22 protein-coding genes are annotated in these 18,811 nt (G+C 66.7%); 9 read left to right on the plus strand and 13 right to left on the minus strand.

Going from position 1 to position 18,811, the window contains the following annotated elements; all coding sequences use genetic code 11:
• Position 1: 1 nt before the first annotated feature.
• The 11 genes from NMB41_RS11215 to NMB41_RS11265 all read right to left on the minus strand — a co-directional run bounded on the left by NMB41_RS11215 (position 2) and on the right by NMB41_RS11265 (position 4,450).
• A complete protein-coding gene (locus NMB41_RS11215) occupies positions 2-760 on the minus strand; it encodes a PP2C family protein-serine/threonine phosphatase (RefSeq protein ID WP_494382521.1) in 759 nt (252 codons plus the stop codon).
• Positions 761-791: 31 nt separating this feature from the next.
• Entirely contained in the window at positions 792-1,076 is a 285-nt protein-coding gene (locus tag NMB41_RS11220) for a hypothetical protein (RefSeq protein WP_494382522.1), read from the minus strand.
• Positions 1,077-1,165: 89 nt separating this feature from the next.
• Complete coding sequence (locus NMB41_RS11225) at positions 1,166-1,441, minus strand: hypothetical protein (protein WP_494382523.1); 276 nt, start codon at positions 1,439-1,441, stop codon at positions 1,166-1,168.
• A gap of 35 nt (positions 1,442-1,476) precedes the next feature.
• Positions 1,477-1,728, minus strand: a complete 252-nt coding sequence (locus tag NMB41_RS11230; protein ID WP_494382524.1) for a hypothetical protein — start codon at positions 1,726-1,728, stop codon at positions 1,477-1,479.
• Positions 1,729-1,788: 60 nt separating this feature from the next.
• Complete coding sequence (locus NMB41_RS11235; RefSeq protein WP_494382525.1) at positions 1,789-2,079, minus strand: hypothetical protein; 291 nt, start codon at positions 2,077-2,079, stop codon at positions 1,789-1,791.
• A gap of 45 nt (positions 2,080-2,124) precedes the next feature.
• Positions 2,125-2,412 (minus strand): hypothetical protein, encoded by a 288-nt coding sequence (locus NMB41_RS11240; protein WP_494382526.1) that lies wholly within the window; start codon positions 2,410-2,412, stop codon positions 2,125-2,127.
• Positions 2,413-2,864: 452 nt separating this feature from the next.
• Entirely contained in the window at positions 2,865-3,053 is a 189-nt protein-coding gene (locus tag NMB41_RS11245; RefSeq protein ID WP_494382527.1) for a hypothetical protein, read from the minus strand.
• 245 nt (positions 3,054-3,298) lie between these two features.
• Positions 3,299-3,481, minus strand: a complete 183-nt coding sequence (locus NMB41_RS11250) for a hypothetical protein (protein ID WP_494382528.1) — start codon at positions 3,479-3,481, stop codon at positions 3,299-3,301.
• An 80-nt stretch (positions 3,482-3,561) separates the two neighbouring features.
• On the minus strand, positions 3,562-3,822 hold the full coding sequence (locus NMB41_RS11255) for a hypothetical protein (protein WP_494382529.1): 261 nt from the start codon (positions 3,820-3,822) through the stop codon (positions 3,562-3,564).
• A 17-nt stretch (positions 3,823-3,839) separates the two neighbouring features.
• A complete protein-coding gene (locus NMB41_RS11260; RefSeq protein WP_494382530.1) occupies positions 3,840-4,121 on the minus strand; it encodes a hypothetical protein in 282 nt (93 codons plus the stop codon).
• 41 nt (positions 4,122-4,162) lie between these two features.
• A complete protein-coding gene (locus NMB41_RS11265) occupies positions 4,163-4,450 on the minus strand; it encodes a hypothetical protein (protein WP_494382531.1) in 288 nt (95 codons plus the stop codon).
• 343 nt (positions 4,451-4,793) lie between these two features.
• Between NMB41_RS11265 and NMB41_RS11270 the strand changes: the two genes are divergently transcribed.
• Positions 4,794-6,872, plus strand: coding sequence for a serine/threonine-protein kinase (locus NMB41_RS11270; RefSeq protein WP_494382532.1), 2,079 nt, complete (start codon positions 4,794-4,796; stop codon positions 6,870-6,872).
• Between the two features lie 7 nt (positions 6,873-6,879).
• On the opposite strand, the gene NMB41_RS11275 is transcribed toward NMB41_RS11270, so the two are convergent.
• Positions 6,880-7,971 (minus strand): formylglycine-generating enzyme family protein, encoded by a 1,092-nt coding sequence (locus NMB41_RS11275; RefSeq protein ID WP_494382533.1) that lies wholly within the window; start codon positions 7,969-7,971, stop codon positions 6,880-6,882.
• Positions 7,972-8,163: 192 nt separating this feature from the next.
• Between NMB41_RS11275 and NMB41_RS11280 the strand changes: the two genes are divergently transcribed.
• From NMB41_RS11280 to lldD, 8 genes are all read left to right on the plus strand, one after another.
• Complete coding sequence (locus tag NMB41_RS11280; RefSeq protein ID WP_494382826.1) at positions 8,164-8,577, plus strand: DUF4399 domain-containing protein; 414 nt, start codon at positions 8,164-8,166, stop codon at positions 8,575-8,577.
• A gap of 19 nt (positions 8,578-8,596) precedes the next feature.
• The gene (locus NMB41_RS11285; protein ID WP_494382534.1) at positions 8,597-9,016 is read left to right on the plus strand and encodes a DUF4399 domain-containing protein; all 420 of its coding nucleotides are present in this window, start codon (positions 8,597-8,599) and stop codon (positions 9,014-9,016) included.
• A 6-nt stretch (positions 9,017-9,022) separates the two neighbouring features.
• A complete protein-coding gene (locus NMB41_RS11290) occupies positions 9,023-10,978 on the plus strand; it encodes an HD domain-containing phosphohydrolase (protein WP_494382535.1) in 1,956 nt (651 codons plus the stop codon).
• 18 nt (positions 10,979-10,996) lie between these two features.
• Positions 10,997-12,427 (plus strand): efflux transporter outer membrane subunit, encoded by a 1,431-nt coding sequence (locus NMB41_RS11295; RefSeq protein WP_494382536.1) that lies wholly within the window; start codon positions 10,997-10,999, stop codon positions 12,425-12,427.
• A 3-nt stretch (positions 12,428-12,430) separates the two neighbouring features.
• Positions 12,431-13,978: an FHA domain-containing protein gene (locus tag NMB41_RS11300; RefSeq protein ID WP_494382537.1), complete on the plus strand. Its 1,548-nt coding sequence runs from the start codon at positions 12,431-12,433 to the stop codon at positions 13,976-13,978.
• Positions 13,975-15,360, plus strand: coding sequence for a beta-barrel domain-containing protein (locus NMB41_RS11305; protein WP_494382538.1), 1,386 nt, complete (start codon positions 13,975-13,977; stop codon positions 15,358-15,360). The genes NMB41_RS11300 and NMB41_RS11305 overlap by 4 nt, the downstream gene beginning before the upstream one ends.
• A gap of 212 nt (positions 15,361-15,572) precedes the next feature.
• A complete protein-coding gene (locus tag NMB41_RS11310; protein WP_494382539.1) occupies positions 15,573-16,889 on the plus strand; it encodes an MFS transporter in 1,317 nt (438 codons plus the stop codon).
• Positions 16,890-16,962: 73 nt separating this feature from the next.
• Positions 16,963-18,096 (plus strand): FMN-dependent L-lactate dehydrogenase LldD, encoded by a 1,134-nt coding sequence (gene lldD / locus NMB41_RS11315; RefSeq protein ID WP_494382827.1) that lies wholly within the window; start codon positions 16,963-16,965, stop codon positions 18,094-18,096.
• 31 nt (positions 18,097-18,127) lie between these two features.
• Here the strand turns inward: lldD and NMB41_RS11320 are convergent, their stop codons facing one another.
• Positions 18,128-18,772: a hypothetical protein gene (locus NMB41_RS11320; RefSeq protein ID WP_494382540.1), complete on the minus strand. Its 645-nt coding sequence runs from the start codon at positions 18,770-18,772 to the stop codon at positions 18,128-18,130.
• Positions 18,773-18,811: the final 39 nt, after the last annotated feature.

Below are 18,811 nucleotides of genomic sequence, written 5' to 3' on the forward strand. Positions count from 1 at the left end.
ATCAAAGCGCTGGGTTGACCACCGTCTTGTCGCTCGACATATCGTCGGCCCGCACCACGATCGCCGTGATGTTGTCGCGCCCGCCATTGGCCAGCGCCAGCGCGATCAGTTCGTTGGCGGCGGCGATGCAGTCCCCCGGTGCCAGCGCCGCCGCGATCTGGCCTTCCTCGACCGGGGTGCTGAGGCCGTCGCTACAAAGCAGGAACAGGTCGCCGTCGCGCACCACCAGGGTGGCGATGTCGAAGTCGATCGCATCGGCCGCGCCGATCGCGCGTGTGATCATGTTGGGGCTCGCTGCAGCCATGGTCATGTCGGCGCCGCTGTCCTTCAGCGCTTCGAGCTGGCTGTGGTCGCGCGTGAGCTGCTGCAGGCGGCCCTGACGGCACAGGTAGATGCGGCTGTCGCCGGCCCACAGGCAGGCAGCTTCCACGCCGCAGGCGAGCAGGGCGACGACGGTGGAGCCGATCACGGGCACTTGGCGCACCCGTGCTTCCAGGCGCAGGGCCTCGTTCACCTGCGCCAGCTGGGCGCGCGCGCTGTCGACCAGGCTGGCGAGCGTGGCCTGGGCCGGCAGGCTGGCGAGCGCATCGACGACGGCCTTGCTCGCGAAGTCGCCGTAGGCATGGCCGCCCATCCCGTCCGCCACCGCCCACAGGCCGCGCTGCGGCTGCGCGAGAAACGCGTCCTCATTGCGGCTGCGCACCAGGCCGACGTCGGTGCGCGCGGCTGAAGTCCAATGCATGTCGCTGCCAGCGTCCATCGCATCGTCCAGGTTGGGTGTCCTTCCGCGGCTAGCGCAGCAGCGAGTTGTTCACGCTGCTTTCGTCCACCACGACATTGAGCGTGGCGCCGGCGCCGGTATTGTTCACGGAGACCGTCTGGAACTGGTTGATCATCTGGTCGGCGAAATTGTTGATCTGATAGAAGTTAATGACCGGGAACTGGCTGCTGGACGCGGGCACGAAAGGCCGGATCCAGCCGAACACCCAGGGTGCGCCGGCGCCGCGGATGGCCGACATCGCCTTGCGGTCGAGGGTGGCGCTATTGGGCAGGTCGCCGATGGTAATGCTGGCCATGATGTGCCTCCAGGTTGAACGGAAGGTCTACACTTGGGGAAAGCGGGGCCGGTCTCCCCAGTGTAGAACAAAACGATCGCATTGGTGGGTCAGCCTACGATCTTGTTTTCGCCGCGCTGGTCGACGTCGCTGTCGACGTGCAAGCCGTGCACGAAAGCCGACCCGTTGGCGGTGGCCGTCAATACTTCCTGCATCTGCGCCAGGTTCTGGGTGGCGTTGATCGAGGAATCGAAGCTGCCTGCAAGCTTCAGGTCGCCGTAGCCGTAAGCGGGTGCGCCCATTTTCCAGCCGCCGCGCACGGCAGCCATGGTCGGGCGGTCGAGCTGTTCGCTGCGGGCCAGGTCGAGGATGGTCAGGGTTTTCATGGGTTTCTCCTTGAAGTCGATTCAAACGGTTTGGTTCAGAATACGGCGTTGTTGCGGGCCCAGAGCGAGGCGGCCAGGTCGATGTCCGGGCCTTTGAAACCGGCGCCGATCACGCCATTGTTGTTGAGGACGTTGACGCCGATCTGCTGCAGCTGGGCGATCTGCTGGTTGACGTTCACGTTCACGTTCACTTCCTTGCCGAAGGCGTTGCCGCCCCGGACGGCGGACATGGCCCGCTGGTCGAGGGCCGCGCTGCGCGCGAGGTCCTTGATGACGATGGATGACATGCTGTTCTCCTTGATGGGGTAGCTGGTGCGCGGCGGTGGTGCCCGCCGCGCAGCCTGTGATTAGCCAATGATCTTGTTCTCGCCGTCCTGGTGGACGTCGCTGTTGACGTGCACGCCGTGGACGAAGGCCGAGCCGTTGGCGGTGGAGGTGAGCACGCTTTGCTTTTGCAGCAGGTTCTGCGTCGCCGTGATCGACGAATCGTAGGACGGCGCGTAGCTCAGGTCGCCGGGCTTGAAACCGGGCGCCTTGACGTCGGGCGCATACATGCTCCAGCCGCCGCGCACAGCTGCCATGGAGCGGCTGTCGAGTTCTTCGGTGCGGGCCAGGTCTTTGATGGTCAGGGTTTTCATGGTGATGCTCCTTAAAGGTCAAGTAGATGAAAGCGTGCGTCGTGTTCAGAGAAGCGGGGACTGACGGATGATCTTGTTTTCGCCGTGCTGGTCGACATTGCTGTCGACGTGCACGCCATGCACGAAGGCCGAGCCGTTGGCGGTGGCAGTCAACACTTCCTGCATCTGCGCCAGGTTCTGGGTCGCCGTGATCGACGAATCGAACTTCGGTGCATAGGTGACGTCGCCGACCGGATAGCCGGTCCCCATCTTGAAGCCGCCGCGTACATGTGCCATGGCGCTGCGATCGAGTTCTTCGGTACGGGCCAGGTCGGTGATGATCAGGTGTTTCATGGTGAATCTCCTTGGTGGTAAGTGGTTTGGTGTCGAGGCATTTGGTGTGCGCTCATTGGACATATAGCGAAAGGTGTGCCAGCTGCTTTAGCTTTGCGTTCGAGGCGTGTAAGTGCTTGAATTTGAATGGCTTTCTTATCCGCCTGCCGGTATCGATGAACATTCGATTAAGCCCGGGGACAGCCAGGGTGACGGCTGCAATCCAACATGTTCGGACCGCTGTTTGGCGCTTCACAACAGGTAGCGGTGAGGCTGACGAGTACGTAGGGTGGACACCCGTGTCCACGCGTGACGGCACCGATGCCCGCGACCCGGCTCGGAAGTAGCACTGCAGATGGAATGAAATGCCCGCAACGGGGCAGGAAAGGCGGGGAAAGGCGAGGAAGGGTAAAACGCTCTTACTGCAAAATCACTGCAGACGGCCGCGCAAGCACGCGGCCGTCTTCGCCTGCTCACGCACGCTGCGGCATGGTCGGCGCACGCACGACAACAGCCCTGGCCTGCGCTACTTCATTCGCGCGCGCCACTGCTGCTGACTCCTTGGCGTCGCCCGACGACAGGCTCTCGAGTGCAAGCGTCCCCGTGCTGACGACGGCGAGCGTGACAACGAAGATGGCTTCCATGTGCTTGTGGATGTTCATGCTGTTCCCCTTGATAGGCTGGTTTCGAAAAGTCGGAGCGTTTGTTCGCTCACGTTCTTCCTACAGCACTTAGCGTGCCAGCGGCCCGCGGGGGGCATGCCGGGAGAAAGGGCGCGCAAAGCGTCGGGCCACGGACAACAGCCTGCACAGGCCGAGTCGCTTGCGGCCCAACACCGCGGCGCCAAGCGGACAAAAAAAAGCCGTCCAGCGTTCAACTGGACGGCTCGGCGCGACGCGCACGGTGGTCAGCGCGCGGGCCGGCGCGGCGGCGCCAGGTCGAACAGGCGAATGCGCTGCGGCCCGCTACGCGCGGCGGCCGCCGCTTGTGGTGAGCGAGCCCGATAGCGCGACCCGCCGGCGATGGCCAGCATTGCCTGGCGATCGAGTTCGGTACTTTCCAATAAATCCTTGATGACGATGTGAGCCATGAGGCCTCCCTTGTAAAGCTGACGTTAACGGGCTCCATCCCGTTGCCGGGATGGAGGGTGAAGCTGGGGGCGCGATGCGGTCAGAATACCACCTCATTCTTCGCCCGCAGCGCGGCGGCGAGATCGATGTCGGGGCCCTTGAAGCCGGCGCCGATGACGCCGTTTCCGTTCAGGACATTGACGCCGATCTGCTGGAATTGCCCGATCTGCTGGTTCACGTTGACGTTCACGTTGACGTCGCTGCCGAAGCCGCCGAAGCCGGTGCCGCCCCGTACCGTTGCCATTGCCTGCGTGTCCAGTTCGCTGGCATGGGCCAGGTCGTCGATTGCGATGGATGCCATGGTCTCGCTCCCCGCGCTTAGCCGACGATCTTGTTTTCGCCGTCCTGGTGCACGTCGCTGTTCACGTGCACGCCATGGACGAAGGCCGACCCGTTGGCTGTGGCGGTGGCCACGCTTTGCTGCTGCAGCAGGTTCTGGGTGGCGGCGATCGACGAATCGTAGCTTGGGGCGTAGCTGACGTCGCCCACTTTCCAGGAAGGCGATGGCGCATACATGCTCCAGCCGCCGCGCACGGCCGCCATGGCGGTGCTGTCGAGTTGTTCGGTACGGGCCAGGTCTTTGACGGTCAGGGTTTTCATGGTGATGCTCCTTGAGTATGTGAAAAATGGTCGAATCGATTTCAGGCTGCCGGGGAACGACGGATGATCTTGTTTTCGCCGTGCTGGTCGACGTTGCTGTCGACGTGCACGCCTTCCACGAAGGCCGAGCCGTTGGCGGTGGCGGTCAGGACTTCCTGCATCTGCGCCAGGTTCTGGGTCGCCTTGATCGACGAGTCGAAGGTTGGTGCGTAGCTGAAGTCGCCTGGCATATAGCCGGGGCCCATCTTGAAGCCGCCGCGGACGTCGGCCATGGCGCTGCGGTCGAGTTCTTCGGTGCGGGCCAGGTCGGTGATGGTCAAGGTTTTCATGGTTCATTTCTCCTGAGAGTAAGTAGTTGGTAAGTGAGGCATTTGGTTTGCGCTCGATGGACATATAGCGAGAGGCGTGCCAGGTCTGGCCCGGCGCATTGGCCGCAAGCGCAAGCCATTGAAAATCAACGGTTTATATTGTTATGGAAGAGCCAGGGCCGGCCGAGCCCCCGGGGAGAGTGCGAGCCCGGATGGTGGCCCGTCCCCAACAGATTCCGAAGGCCTGTTGGGCGCCCTCCAACACCTGCTGCAGACCAGCGAAATTGAGTCGCCACAAACGCTTGATCCTCGCTCGCTTCATGCTAGTCTCACATTACCGGCTTGCGATTTACACAATCGGATCATGGACAGTTTCGCGCATGCGCTCCACCAGTTGCAGAGCGGCGCCTTGCAGCATCCCGAGTTCCTGGCGCAGCTCGACCGGGTGCTGGAAAGCGCCCCGGAAAGCCCCGGCCGGCTGCTCGAGCTGCTGAGCCAGGAACACGCGCGCCAGCCCCTGCCGGGCGATGTCTACAAGGAAGTGCAGCTGCGCATCGGACGCATGATCGCGGCGCGCCAGCGGCTCGGCGGCGACGATACCTTCGTCCAGACCCGGCCCGGCGCGCAGGGCGGCGCGAACGCTGCGCCCATGCCGCGCGACGACGACCCTTTCGGCGCCGAGCCCGAGCGCATGAAAGGCGTCGGCGAAACCCTGAACGGGCGCTTCGTGCTGGAAGAGTGCGTGGGTTTTGGCGGCATGGGCACGGTCTACAAGGCGCTCGACCTGCGTAAACTCGAAGCCTCGGACCGCAATCCGTATATCGCCATCAAGGTGCTGAACGTCCAGTTCCGCGGCCATCCGAAGTCGCTGATCGCGCTGCAGCGCGAAGCGCGCAAGGCGCAGGCGCTGGCGCACCCGAATATCGTCTCGGTCTACGATTTCGACCGCGACGGCGCGATGGTCTATATCACCATGGAATACCTGCAGGGCAAAGCGCTGAGCCAGGTCTTGCGCGCGCCGGGCTTTTCCGGCATGCCGTATGCGCAGGTGCTGCCGATCGTCAGCGGCATGGGCAGTGCGCTGGCCTATGCGCACGGACGCGGCTTCGTGCATTGCGACTTCAAGCCGGGCAACGTGATCCTGACCGATGCGGGCGTGGTGAAGGTGATCGACTTCGGCATTGCGCGGGTGTTCCAGAAGACCGAGACCGATGCCGACGTCACCGTGTTCGACCCAGGCAGCCTGGGTGCGCTGACGCCCGCCTATGCCAGCCCCGAAATGCTCGAGCAGCGCGAACCCGACCCGCGCGACGACATCTATGCGCTGGCCTGCATCACCTACGAACTCTTGACCGGGCACCACCCCTTCAACCGGCTGTCCTCGGCCCAGGCGCGCGGCACCGGCATGAAGCCGCCGCGCCCGGCCAATCTCGGGCGTTCGCAATGGCAGGCCTTGAAGTGCGCGCTGTCCCTGGAGCGTACCGAGCGCACGCCGACGGTGGCGAAATTCCTGGCCGAATTCGGCGCCGCCGGCGTCAAGCCGCGCTACAGCCTGGTTGCCGCCTCGGGCGCGGCCGTGGTCGCGGTGGCTGCGCTGGCGGTGGCGGGCTGGCAGTTTCTCGGGCAGGAAGCTGCGGCCCCGGATGCCGCGCCAAGCGCGCAGGCAGTGGCCGAGCCCGCCGTCACGCAAGCGCCGCCCGTGATCGATCCGCCGGCGCCTGCCCCGGCAGAGCCTGCTGCGCCGATGGTCGCGGCGCCCACCGCAGCGGCCGTGGCGGCGACCCTGGCGCGCATCCCCTGCGCTGCGCTTACAGGGGGGCAGCGGGCGAATACGGTGCAGGTGCAGGGTGTCGTGTCCAGTGCGGTCGGCGCGGCCGGCGTGCGCGCGCCGCTGCTGGCGATGCCCGGTGTGTCGGCCGTCGACCTCGAGCTGCGCGAAGTCGATCCCGCCATGTGTCCCGTAATTACTACCTTTGCTCCCTACTGGGTCGCGCACCGCCAGGCGGGCGGCGGGGCCGGGCTGCGCCTGGCCGGCAGGCTGCGCAATAATGCGGCCCTTTCGGAAGGCGATTCGCTGATGGTCGACGTGACGACCCCGGCGGGCGCATCCTTCATGACGGTCGACGCCTATTCGCCGGACGCGGGCGTGATCCACCTGCTGCCCAATGCCCTGGCCCTGGACAACAAGGCGCCGCCCAACCGGCGCGCCACGGTCGGCAGGCCGGGCGAGTGGCGGATCGGCACATCGTCCGGCGCCAGCCTGCTGGTCGTGCTGCTCACCACGCCCACGCCCCTGTTCGGAACGCTGCGGCGCGAATCCGAGCCGAGCGCCGACTACCTGGCGAGCGTGGCCGGCAGCCTGGCGCAGATGCGCGCGCAAGGCAAGGCCGGCGCCATCGGGGTCGAATTCCTGCCGGTGGCAATCGGCGCACGCGGACGCTAGGCGCTTGTCACTTCAGGCTGCGCGCCACCCGGAAGCCGTTCTGCGACTGGCGCACGCTGGCGTCGTAGCGAAAGCGCGTCGAGCTGACCATGTAGGGCGCCCCTTCGCGCCAGGAGCCGCCGCGGATCACGCGCACCCGGCAATTCGGTTCTTCCCAGGCGCTGCCGTCGCTTGGTGCATCCTTGTAGTTGTTGTGCCAGCAGTCGGCGACCCATTCCCAGACGCTGCCGCTGGTATCGTGCAGGCCGTAGGGGTTGGGCGGGTAGCTGCCGGCATTGGCCGGCCGGTCGCTGCTCCAGGGCTGGCCGCATTCCTTGCAATTGGCTTTCCCGCTTGCCATTTGCTGGCCCCACCAATACGGCGTTGCGGTGCCGCCACGGGCGCCGTATTCCCATTCGGCCTCGGTCGGCAGGCGGTAGGGCTGGCTGCTGATCAGGCTGAGCCATTTCACGTATTGCTGCGCATCGTCCCAGCTGACGTCGCGCACCGGCGCGCTCGGGCTGGTGTCGGCTGGCTGCGCGATGCGGGGGCAGCCGTTGGCGGTCACGCAGGCATTCCATTGCTGCACGGTGATCTCGAATTTTCCGATCGCAAACGGGGCCGAGATCGTCACCTGGTGCGCCGGCCGTTCGCTCGGGTCGCTGGCATTGTTCCCCATGGTGAAAGTCCCGGCGGGCAGGGAGACCAGGGCAGGGCAGGACTGGCAGTCCCGGATCTCCCCGCCATTGCGCACCGGCGTTGCCGCAACACGTGGCGCCGGCGCCGGGGCGCTCGGCTTGACGGGCGCGGGTTTCGGCTTGACGGGCGCGGCGGCCGCCGGCGGCGCCGTTGCCTGCGCGGCAGGCGCGCGCAGGCGCGTGATCCTTGCCTGGGCCAGGGCCGCGAAGCGTCCCTTCGGATAGGCTTTCAGGTAGGCCTCGTAATCGCTGGCGTGGGTGCTGTCCTTGATCGAATTCCAGAAGGCCAGCTCGAACTGTTCGGGACTGGCGCGCGGAACAATGCCGGGCGCCTGCATGCCGGCCATGCGCGCCTGCGCCTGGTCGCAGTATGCAAAAGCGGGCCCTGCCAGTATGCAGACCATCAAGCGCGTGTGCCACATGAGCGTTTCCTTTTTCGTATAGCCTACGATAGGGATTTGACTTGCGATCTGACTGAGAGTGTGCCAGATTTAGAACTAGCGTTGCGCACATCCTTACGAGCACGGCTGGAGTATTCCATCATGCGCCCCACGATCGTTCTTTTTGCGCTACTTGCGGCAGTCCTGCAGTCCGGGGCCGCCCATGCCGGCACGATGCTTGGCCAGGCAGCCGAGCCCGCTGCAAAACCTGCGGCAAAACCTGCGGCAAAACCCGCCCCCAATCCAGCCGCGCCCCAGGTCTATTTCATCTGGCCCTACGACGGCTCGGTCATCACCGGCGGCAAGTTCTGGGTGCGGATGGGACTGCGCAACATGGGCGTCGCACCGAAGGGCGCCGACGTGCCGGGTACCGGCCACCACCATCTCCTGATCGACACCGAACTGCCGGCGATGAACGAGCCGATTCCGAACAACCGCAACAACCTGCATTTTGGCGCCGGCGAAACCGAGGCGCGCGTCGAGCTGCCGTCCGGGACCCATACCCTGCAATTGCTGCTGGGGGACAAAGACCACGTGCCGCACAAGCCGCCGGTGGTATCAAAAAAAATCACCATCACGGTACGCTAGCCTCGCCCGGGAGAAGACCATGCGCCCATTCTTCGCCGCCCTTGCCTTGATCGCCGCGCTGGCGGGCGGCACGCTTGGCGCGACGGATGCGCCCGCCAATGCCTACTGCTATATCGGCTGGCCGCTCGATGGCCAGGTCCTGCAGGCGGGCAAACCCTTCCGGGTCTGGTTCGGCCTGCGCCACATGGGCGTGGCGCCCAAGGGCGTGGCCATTCCCAACACGGGCCACCACCACCTCCTGATCGACACCGAGCTGCCGCCCGCGGGGCAGCCGATTCCGTCGGACCGCAACCACCTGCATTACGGCGCCGGCGAGACCGAAACCATGATCGAGCTGGCGCTGGGCAAGCACACGCTGCAGCTGTTGATGGGCGACGAAAACCACGTGCCCCACACGCCGCCCGTGACCTCGAAGAAAATCACGATCACCGTCAAGTGAGCCGGCATGGAACCGAACGCCGCCTTTTCTCCCGCACCGCCTGGCACCGGCGACCCGGTGCGGGCCTATGTCGAATGGATGGGGTCAACAACGCCCGGCCCGGCCGTCTTCCCCCTGCACGACGAGGCCGTGCTCGGGCGCGACCCCCAGGATGCGCTCGAATCGAACAAATACATCTGCATTCCCGAGCCGACCATCAGCCGGCGCCATGCGCGCATCCGGCGCCGCGGCGCGAATTATTTTGTCGAAGACCTGCATTCGCGTAACGGCACTTTCGTCTGCGGCGAGCGCCTGGCGCCCGGCGCCTGGCACCTGCTGCGCGACGGCGACGAGCTGGCGCTGGCCTCGGCGCAGCTGGTATTCCATTCGCTGATGCTGTCCGAGCAGGCCAGCACGGCCACCGTCATCACGCGTTCGGTCGACGCCACCCGCTTCGCGCCCGTGGTCGACGCCGCCAACGCCGCGCGCACCGACCTCGAAAAAACCGTGCACCGGCTGCACGCGATGGCCCAGGTCAGCATCGCGCTGGGCGCCGTGACCGACCAGGAGACGCTGATCGAAAAGATCATGAACTTCATCTTCGACCTGTTCCCGCTGGCCGAGCGCGCCTTCATCATGCTGCGCCCCAACGAGCAGGACCCGCCGCGCCCGGTCGCCGCGCGGCGCCGCGGCGGGGGCGTGGAAGACCCGGCGCAGCTGCGCATCTCCCGCACCATCGTCGACCAGGTGCTGGTGAAAAAACGCGCCATCCTCTCGGTCGACACCCTGGCCGACCGCCATTACGCGGCCCACGAATCGATCGTGGCCCAGGCCATTTTGAGTGTCATGTGCGTGCCGCTGATCCTGGGCGAGGACGTGCTCGGCCTGATCCAGGTCGACACCTCGTCCGACCCGCAGGCCTTTCAGGAGGCGGACCTGGAAATCCTGAGCGGCGTGTGCGCCGAGACCGCCGTCGCCCTGAAAAACTTCCAGCTGTATTCCGACATCAAGGGCCTGCTGGATGGGTTTGTCTGCGCTTCGGTGCAGGCGATCGAGGAGCGCGACCCGGTCACGGCCGGCCATTCTTTCAGGGTCGCCGACTACGCCGAGCACCTGGCGATGGCCATCGAACGCGCCGACGACACGGTGCTGCGGCGCGCCGCCTTCACGCCGGCCCAGCTGCGCGAGATCCGCTACGCCGCGCTCCTGCACGACTTCGGCAAGGTCGGCGTGCGCGAGCACGTGCTGCGCAAGGAGAAAAAGCTGCACCATGCCGACATGCGCCTGCTGGAACAGCGCTTTCGCTACGCGCGCGCCTGCCTCGAACGCCATGCCTGGCGCACGCTGGCCAAGGATCATCTTGAGCAGGAGCTGGGCATGGCGCAGTTTCGCCGCGAATGCGAGCGCATCGAGGCGCGGCTCGAGGAGGAGGGCGCGCGGCTCGACGACTTCTATGCCACCATCGTGCGCGCCAACGAGCCCTCGGTCTCGCACAGCACGGCCCCGCCCGAGCTCGATGCGATCCTTGGCCACGCCTGCGCGGGCTGCGAAGACGCCGGCTTTCGCCTGCTGAACGAGGACGAATACGCGGCGCTGAGCATCAGCAAGGGCTGCCTGACGCAGGACGAGCGGCGCCAGATCGAGGCGCACGTGGCCGATTCCTACTCCTTCCTGATCCTGATTCCCTGGACGCGCGAACTGGCCGGCGTGCCGGCGATCGCTCATGGCCACCACGAGAAGCTCGACGGCTCGGGCTATCCGATGGGCCTGAAGGGCGGCGAGATCAGCCTGCAAACGAGGATCCTGACGATCAGCGATATCTTCGACGCCCTGACCGCGCGCGACCGTCCCTACAAGGAAGCGGTGCCGGTCGAGCACGCGCTCGACCTGATCGCCGAGGAATGCCGCGTGGGCCACCTGGATGCGCGGCTGTTCAAGGTCTTCGTCGACGCGAAAAGCTGGGAGGCGCGCGCCCACGCATGAGGGCAGGCGAGGCAGCCTATGAATGTCCAGACGAGGAGATGGCGGAATTGGACGCTGGCCGCGACGGCGGCGCTGCTGCTGGCGGCCTGCGCCGACGTCAGCATGAAGCCCTACCAGACGCCCGACAGGCCGGCCAAGACGGCCTGGTCGAGCCAGAAGGGCCTGCCGATTGCCCCGAGCGAGATGATCGCGCCCGACTGGTGGAAGCAGTTCCGCGATCCCTATCTCGATGGACTGGTGGAGCGCGCGCTGGGCTCGAATTTCGACCTGAAGGTGCTCGCCGCGCGCATCCGCGTGGCCGGCGCGGAGATCGGCGAAGCGCGCGCCGGGGCACTGCCGACGCTGGAATCCGGCGCCGGCGCGAGCTTCGAGAAAAGCACCGGCGAGAAGTTCACCAAGCAGTTCAACCTCGGCACCCAGGTCAACTGGGAGATCGACGTCTGGGGCCGCGTGGCCAAGGGCGTCGAGGCCCAGACCGCCGAATTCAAGGCCACCGAGGCCGACTGGCGCGCGGGTTACCTGTCGCTGGTGTCGGACGTCTCGACGACCTATTTCCAGATCCTGCAGTTCGACGAGCAGATGCGCCAGCAGCAGCAAACCCTGGAAAAGAACAAGGCGATCCTCGGCACCTTCGAGGCGATGATGTCCCAGGGCCTGCTGCCGCAGACGCAAGTGCTGCAGCAGCGCGCCGAAATCAACCGCCTGAGCCGCGACCTGATCGAACTGGAGCGCCTGCGCGCCGTGGCCGGCAACGCGCTGGCCACCCTGCTCGGCACTCCCGCGGGCGAATTCAGCGTGCCCCCCGGCGCCCTGCAGGGAAGGGTGCAGCTGCCGGCCGTGCCGGAAGGGCTGCCCTCGCAACTGCTCAAGCGCCGGCCGGACGTGGTGGCGGCCGAATACCGGGTGCTGGTGGCCCATGACCTGGTCGGGCAGGCGAAACTGGCCCAGCTGCCCTCGATCAGCCTGACCGGGCGCGGCGGGACCTCCAGCTTCGCCCTCAGCTCGCTGCTGAAATCCTTCACTTTCGGCCTCCTCACGAGCATCAACTTCCCGATCTTCGATCCGAGCGTCAAGGCGCGCATCAAGACCAGCGAAGCGCGCACCGAGCTGGCCGAAGGCGAGTACCGGCGCGTGGTCATGGCCGCTTTCGAGGAAGTGGAAAACGCGCTGGTCAATCTCGACGCCCACCGGCGCCAGCGCATCGAACTGCAGCAGCAGTCCGAACGGCTCGGCGTGGTGGCGGCCCAGGTGGAAGCCCAGCTCAAGGAGGGCATGGTGTCGCAGCTCGAAGTCTTCGAGGCCGAGCGCACGCTGCTGGCCTCGCAACTGGCGCTGCTGGCGAACCACCAGCAAATCCTGTCCGACACCGTGACGCTGTACAAGGCCCTGGGCGGCGGCTGGCCGGCCGTGGACGTGCGCAACGTGTCGCACAATGCGGCGCGGGACTGAGCGATGGCGGCGACCGACGCCATGATCGCCGCCCCGCGTCCCGCGCCCTCCGGACGCCTGACAATCGTGCTGGTGCCCGTGTCGCACCCGGAACTGGGCCCGATCCAGATTCACGAGCCCCTGTTCGCGATCGGCCGCCTCGAAGCCCCCTTCGACGCCTATCCGCAAGCGCTGGCGGCCGACCTGTCGCGCCGCCACGCCCGCATCTTCTGCGAGCATGGCGCCATCTATTTTGCCGAGTTGGGCAGCAAGAACGGCAGCACCGTCAACGGCGTGCCCGTCAGGCAGGCCATTACCACGCTGCGCGACGGCGACCTGCTGGGCCTGGGCAAGACGCTGACCTATCGGGTGCAGCTGGAGCAGGGCGCGCGCGAGGCGCCGCATGCCAGGCTGGCGCGCCTGACCCTGCACCCCGAGGACGGCGGCGCTGTGCTGCAGCCTATCGTGATTTCCGAATTCCCCTTCATGGTCAGCAAGGCCGACGACGCTTTTGCGCGCTACAAGGAGTTCGAGCCGGCCCAGGTGAATTATCTGTCGCGCCGCCACGCGCATATTTTTCTCAGAGGCGGGCAGCCGCACATCGAGGACCTGGGCAGCACCAACGGCAGCTTTCTCAATGGGACCCGGCTGGATGAGCATGCGGTGGCGCTGGCCGAGGGCGACGTGCTGGCCTTCGGCGGGCGCTATTTCGTCTACCGGATCGCACTCGAATGGGAGGCCAGCGCGCGTGATCCGACCCTCACGCGCCTCGGCACGGCGCAGCCGGCCGGCCTGGACGCCGACCGCACCACCTTCGTCGAAGCCGCCGACTCCTTCCTCGATATCTTCTGCGTCGATCCGGCGCCCGCGGCCGACGAGGCGCCCGGCGCCGCGCAAGCGCCTGATGCACAGGAGGCGGCGGCGCCGCGCGGCAAGTTCGCCACCATGCTGGCCGGGCTGTACGCCGCATTCGGCGGCAAGGAGCTTCCGGATATGCGGCGCCTGCGCGACTACTGGATACCGGGAACGCTGCTCTCCGTCGTGCTGCTGGCCTGGCTGGGCTTTTCCATCGGCAGCACCGAGCGCGAGCTCGAGCGCCTGCTGGCGGACCGCGCCTATGCGCAGGCCGCGGTGGTGGCGGGCGACGCGCTGGCCAACGACCCTGGCGACAGCCGCCTGCAGGCCCTCGCCACCGAAGCCCTGCTCAAGGCCAATCTGCCGGCCTGGATGGCGGCGGTGAACGCCGGCCATTTCGAGGGTGCGGCGCGCCAGGTGGGCGCCATGCGCCGCCACGTGCGCGCCATTCCGGAACTCGGCCCCTTGCTGGATGAACTCGACTGGATCACCTCCCTCAAGACCTTCGTGGCCAGCAGGGGCGGCGCCCAGGCCCCCAGTCGCGACGCCGCCGATGCCGCCCGCATCGCGCAGTTCCTGAAGCAGTGGGAAGAGCGCAATGAAGCCTACCAGCGCGGCTTCGAGACCATGTCCGGCCACGTGCCGGCCTTTCGCGATGCCTACGCCGACGCGCTCTCCGACATCCGTCGCCTCGCGCTGGCCAGGAGCGGGACATGAAACGCGACTTCCTCAAACCCCAGTCCCTGACGCCCCTGGCCGAAGCGCTGGAGGAGCACAGCGCCGAAGGCATCTCGATCCTGACGGCGAACCCCTGGCGCTTCACCCAGGCGCTGGTCTACTCGATGGTGGCGCTGGTGCTGGCGGCCATCGTCTGGTCCTTCTTCGGTCACGCCGACGTGCGGGTGACGGCCAACGGCGTGCTGGCGCCCGCATCCGAAGTGCGGCGCCTGTACGCACCGATCGACGGCGAACTGAGTAACATCTACATCGCCGAGGGGCAGCCGGTGAAAGCGGGCGACGTCGTGGCCCGGATCTACGCGCGCGGCGCGATCGAGGCGGCGAGGAACGCCCTGGAAGCGCGCCTGAAACTCGACGACGCGGAGCGCGAGTGGAAGGAATTCCCGGAAAAGAAAGCGCTGTTGGAGCGTAATGCGCAAGCGCTGCGCGAGGCGGCCGAGGTCGAAGAGCGCCAGCACCGGCGCCGCCTGGCCGAAGGGACCAGCCAGCTGGCCCAGGGCCAGAGCGCCCAGCAGCAGGAAGCGCGCACCATGCTCGAAGACGCGCGGCGCGCACGCGACGCGGCACGCGGCGAAGCCGACAAGTACGCCCGCCTGTTCGCCTTGCCGGGCGGCGGCGGGGTCTCGCAGCTGCAGGTCGAGAGCAAGAAGAACGCCTTGCAGGCGGCGGAAAACGCGATGCGCGTGGCCCAGGCGCGCATCACCGAGCTGGCGGCGCGGCAAAGCCTGGAATCGACCCAGGCCAGGAGCGAACTGGAAACCAGCGGCCAGAACCTGGATAAACTGCGCCTGCAATCGGAGTCCGCCGACCGTGAAGTGGCGAACGCCGAAGACAAGCTGCGCCTGCAGGTGCAGACCGCGCGCCTGGTGGCCGACGCGGCGGCGCGCATCAAGTTCGAGAACATCGACAAGGAGAACTTCCTGCGCATCGTGGCCCCGGTCGATGGCGTCATTACCGAGGTGACCTCGACCCAGCCGGGCGACAAGATCCAGGCCAATGCGCCGCTGGGCGGCATCGCGCCGCGCAATGCCAGGCCGATCCTGAAGATCGAGATCGCCGAGCACGACCGCGGTTTCCTGCGCGAGGGCCAGGCCGTGCAGATGAAGTTCAACGCCTTTCCCTACCAGCGCTATGGCCTGATTCGCGGCACTCTGCAGTACATTTCGCCGGCCACCAAGCCCTCGCCGGCCACCAAGCAGCCCGTCTACGAAGGGCGCGTCTCGCTCGACCAGGCCCAGTACAAGGTGGGCGAGACCACCTATCCGCTGCGCTACGGGATGACCGCGGTGGCCGAGATCGTGGTGCGCGAGCGCAGGCTGATCGATCTGGCGCTCGATCCGTTCCGGAATATCGGCGGCTAGGCTATGCTGTTGGGGTAAGTCCGGAGAAAGCCCGCTTGCGGGCTTTTTTGTTGCGCGCTGTGTTTACCACTGCACTGTTCGCGGATGATCTTTTGTGCACACTGACGCAGGCGGCTAAATCCTGAGTCCACGCGGTACAACGGTGGCTTATCGGTGAAGCGCAACTTAACCTTTGCGCCAACAATTAGAAAAACTAACTTCAAGGAACACGCATGTCGACACAGCCGATCACGGTAGAGCAGGGCCTGCAAACCGCCGGCGTCGGCAAGTTCCAGTACCGCCTGTTCCTGATCTTCGGCCTGGTCTGGATGGCCGACGCCATGCAGGTGCTCTCGATCGGCTTCTCCGCCCCCTCGATCGCCAAGACCTTCGCCATCCCGGTGCCGCAGGCGCTCCAGACCGGGACCCTGTTCTTCATCGGCATGCTGATCGGCGCCTTCGTCTTCGGCCGCCTGGCCGACCGCATCGGGCGCCGGCCGGTGCTGATGATGGCGGTGGTGATCGACGCCTGCTTCGGCGTGGCCTCGGCCTTCGCCCCCGACTTCACCTGGCTGCTCGCGCTGCGCTTCCTGACCGGCATCGGCGTGGGCGGCACGCTCCCGGTCGACTACACGATGATGGCCGAATTCCTGCCCTCCGACCGGCGCGGGCGCTGGCTGGTGCTGCTGGAATCGTTCTGGGCGGTCGGCACCATCCTGCTGGCGGTGCTGGCCCTGGCCGCCGTGAGTTGGGGAGACGACGCCTGGCGCGTGATCTTCCTCGTCACCGGCCTGCCGGCGCTGGTGGGCGTGGTGCTGCGCCTGTTCATTCCGGAGTCGCCCATGTACCTCAACCGCAGCGGCAAGTCCGAGCAGGCGCGGGTAGTGCTGGCGCACGTGGCCAAGGTCAATGGGAACGACGTCGCGATTCCCGCCCTGCAGCCGGACGTGGCGGTCAAGCGCTCGCTCGGCGCGCTGTTCTCGGGCGTGCTGCGCCGCCGCAGCATTGCCCTGTGCGTGGCCTGGGCGCTCATCTCGATCGCCTATTACGGCGTCTTCGTCTACCTGCCGGTAAAACTGAGCAGCGAAGGCTTCGGCTTCATGCGCGGCCAGGAATTCCTGATCCTGCTGGCGGTGGTGCAGCTGCCCGGTTTCGCTTTATCGGCCTACGGCGTCGAGCGCTGGGGGCGCAAACCCACGCTGATCGGCTTTCTCTTGCTCAGCGCCGTCGGCTGCATGTTCTACAGCTTCGGCAGCTCGACCGCGGTCGTGGTCGGATCGACCCTCCTGATGAGTTTTGCGCTGCTCGGCACCTGGGGCGCCCTGTACGCCTTCACGCCCGAGGTCTACCCGACCGAATTGCGCGCCAGCGGCATGGGCATGGCGGGCGCCGTGGCCCGTTTCGGCGGCCTGTTCGCGCCGACCATCATCGCGCCGGTGATGGCGACGCAGTTCACGCTGTCGCTGGCGATGCTGGCCGCCTTCCTCGTCATCGGCGCGCTGGCGATCGCCTGCGTCGACGTGGAGTCGCGCAACCGGGCGCTGGAATAAACGGCCTCGGCTTTTGTTGCCACGCAGTCACGTGTTACCCTAAGCCGACAATCACCCGACCTGCATGCCACTCATGATCATTTCGTCCGCCACCGATTTCCGTGAAGCCGCCCGCCGCAAGCTCCCGCCCTTCCTGTTCCACTATCTCGACGGCGGCGCCGGCGCCGAGCAGACGCTGCGCAGCAATGTCGACGACCTGCAGGCCGTGCGCCTGCGCCAGCGCGTGCTGCGCGGTTCGGAGAAGCTCGAGCTGGGCGTCGAGTATTTCGGCGAGCAGTACGCGCTGCCGGTGGGCCTGGCGCCGATCGGCCTGGCCGGCATGTATGCGCGGCGCGGCGAAGTGCAGGCAGTGCGTGCGGCCTGCAAGAGCGGCATTCCCTTCATCCAGTCGACCGTGTCGGTGTGCTCGCTGGCCGAAGTCGCGGCGCAAGCCTCGCACCCGATCTGGTTCCAGCTGTACGTGCTGAAGGACCGCGAGTTCATGCGCGACGTGATGCGCCGCGCCTGGGAGCTCGGTGCGCGCACGCTCGTCTTCACGGTCGACATGCCGGTGCCGGGCAACCGCTACCGCGACGCCCACAGCGGCATGAGCGGCGCCAACGGCCCAATGCGGCGCGTGCTGCAGGCCATGCTGCATCCGCGCTGGGCCTGGGACGTCGGCGTGCACGGCCGTCCCCACGACCTGGGCAACATCACCGCCTACCGCGGCCACGCCACCGGCCTGACCGACTACATCGGCTGGCTCGGGGCGAACTTCGATCCCGACATCGCCTGGCAGGACCTGCAGTGGATCCGCGACGAGTGGAAGGGCAAGCTGGTATTGAAGGGCATCCTCGACCCGGACGACGCACGCGACGCGCTGGCCTTCGGCGCCGACGGCATCGTGGTGTCGAACCACGGCGGGCGCCAGCTCGACGGCACGCTGTCGTCGGCGCGCGTGCTGCCCTCGATCGCCGAAGCGGTCAAGGGCAAGCTGACCATCTTCGCCGACGGCGGCGTGCGCACCGGCACCGACGTGTTCCGCATGCTGGCCCTGGGCGCCGACGGCGTGCTGCTCGGGCGCGCCTTCGTGTATGCGCTGGCCACCGGCGGCCAAGCCGGCGTCGAGCGCCTGCTCGCGATCATGGAAAAAGACCTGCGCACGAACATGGTGCTCACCGGCGTGAAGTCGGTGCGCGAGATCGGGCCGCACCTGCTGGCGGCATGAACGGCTGAGCACGCCCGTTTGAGCGTACCGGTCAGCGCAAATCGGCCGAGTCGTAGTAGACCGTGCCTGCCACCGGCGACCGGTTGGCAAGCGCCGGCAAGTTCTCTTCGACGCCCTGCTTGGGTACTTCGACTGCGGCCGTAGCGGCGCGTTCGAGCAGCACGATGTGGTCGAAGTCCGGCCGGCTGTCGATCAGCTTGACCAGGAAACGCCCTACCGGTGTGTAGCGCGCCACGGTCTGCACGACGGGCTGGGGCGAAAGGGTGCGGTAGAGGACTACCTTCTCCACCACCAGCTCGGTCTCGCGCTGGCGCGTCGTGCCATCGCGCTCGAAATGGCCTTCGACGATGTTCGCCTTGAATTCATGGAGCGGCGTGGCGGCGCCTGGCGCCAGCCGGTGCAGGGCAAAGCGCTCCGGCTCCAGCGTCCACAAGGCAGTCTTGCCATCGAGCCGCGCGCGCATCTCGCGCTCGCGCTCGGGATCCTTGAAGTGCAGTCTGAGAACGACCTGGTTGTCGTGCGGCGCATGCAGCATCGGCAGGTGCGAGGCATACAGGCCGTCGCGGTCGCCGAAGAGGACCATGCCGTGCACGCCGTGGCTGGGGTCGAGGGCGAAGGCGTGCAGGGGCAGCAGGAAGAGGAGGACGGCGAACAGGCGGCGGGCGTAGGTGGTCATCGGATGTCTTGAGCGGAAAGCGGAACCCGTGCATAGTAG

The organism is Massilia sp. FBCC-B171 (genome assembly GCF_059134155.1).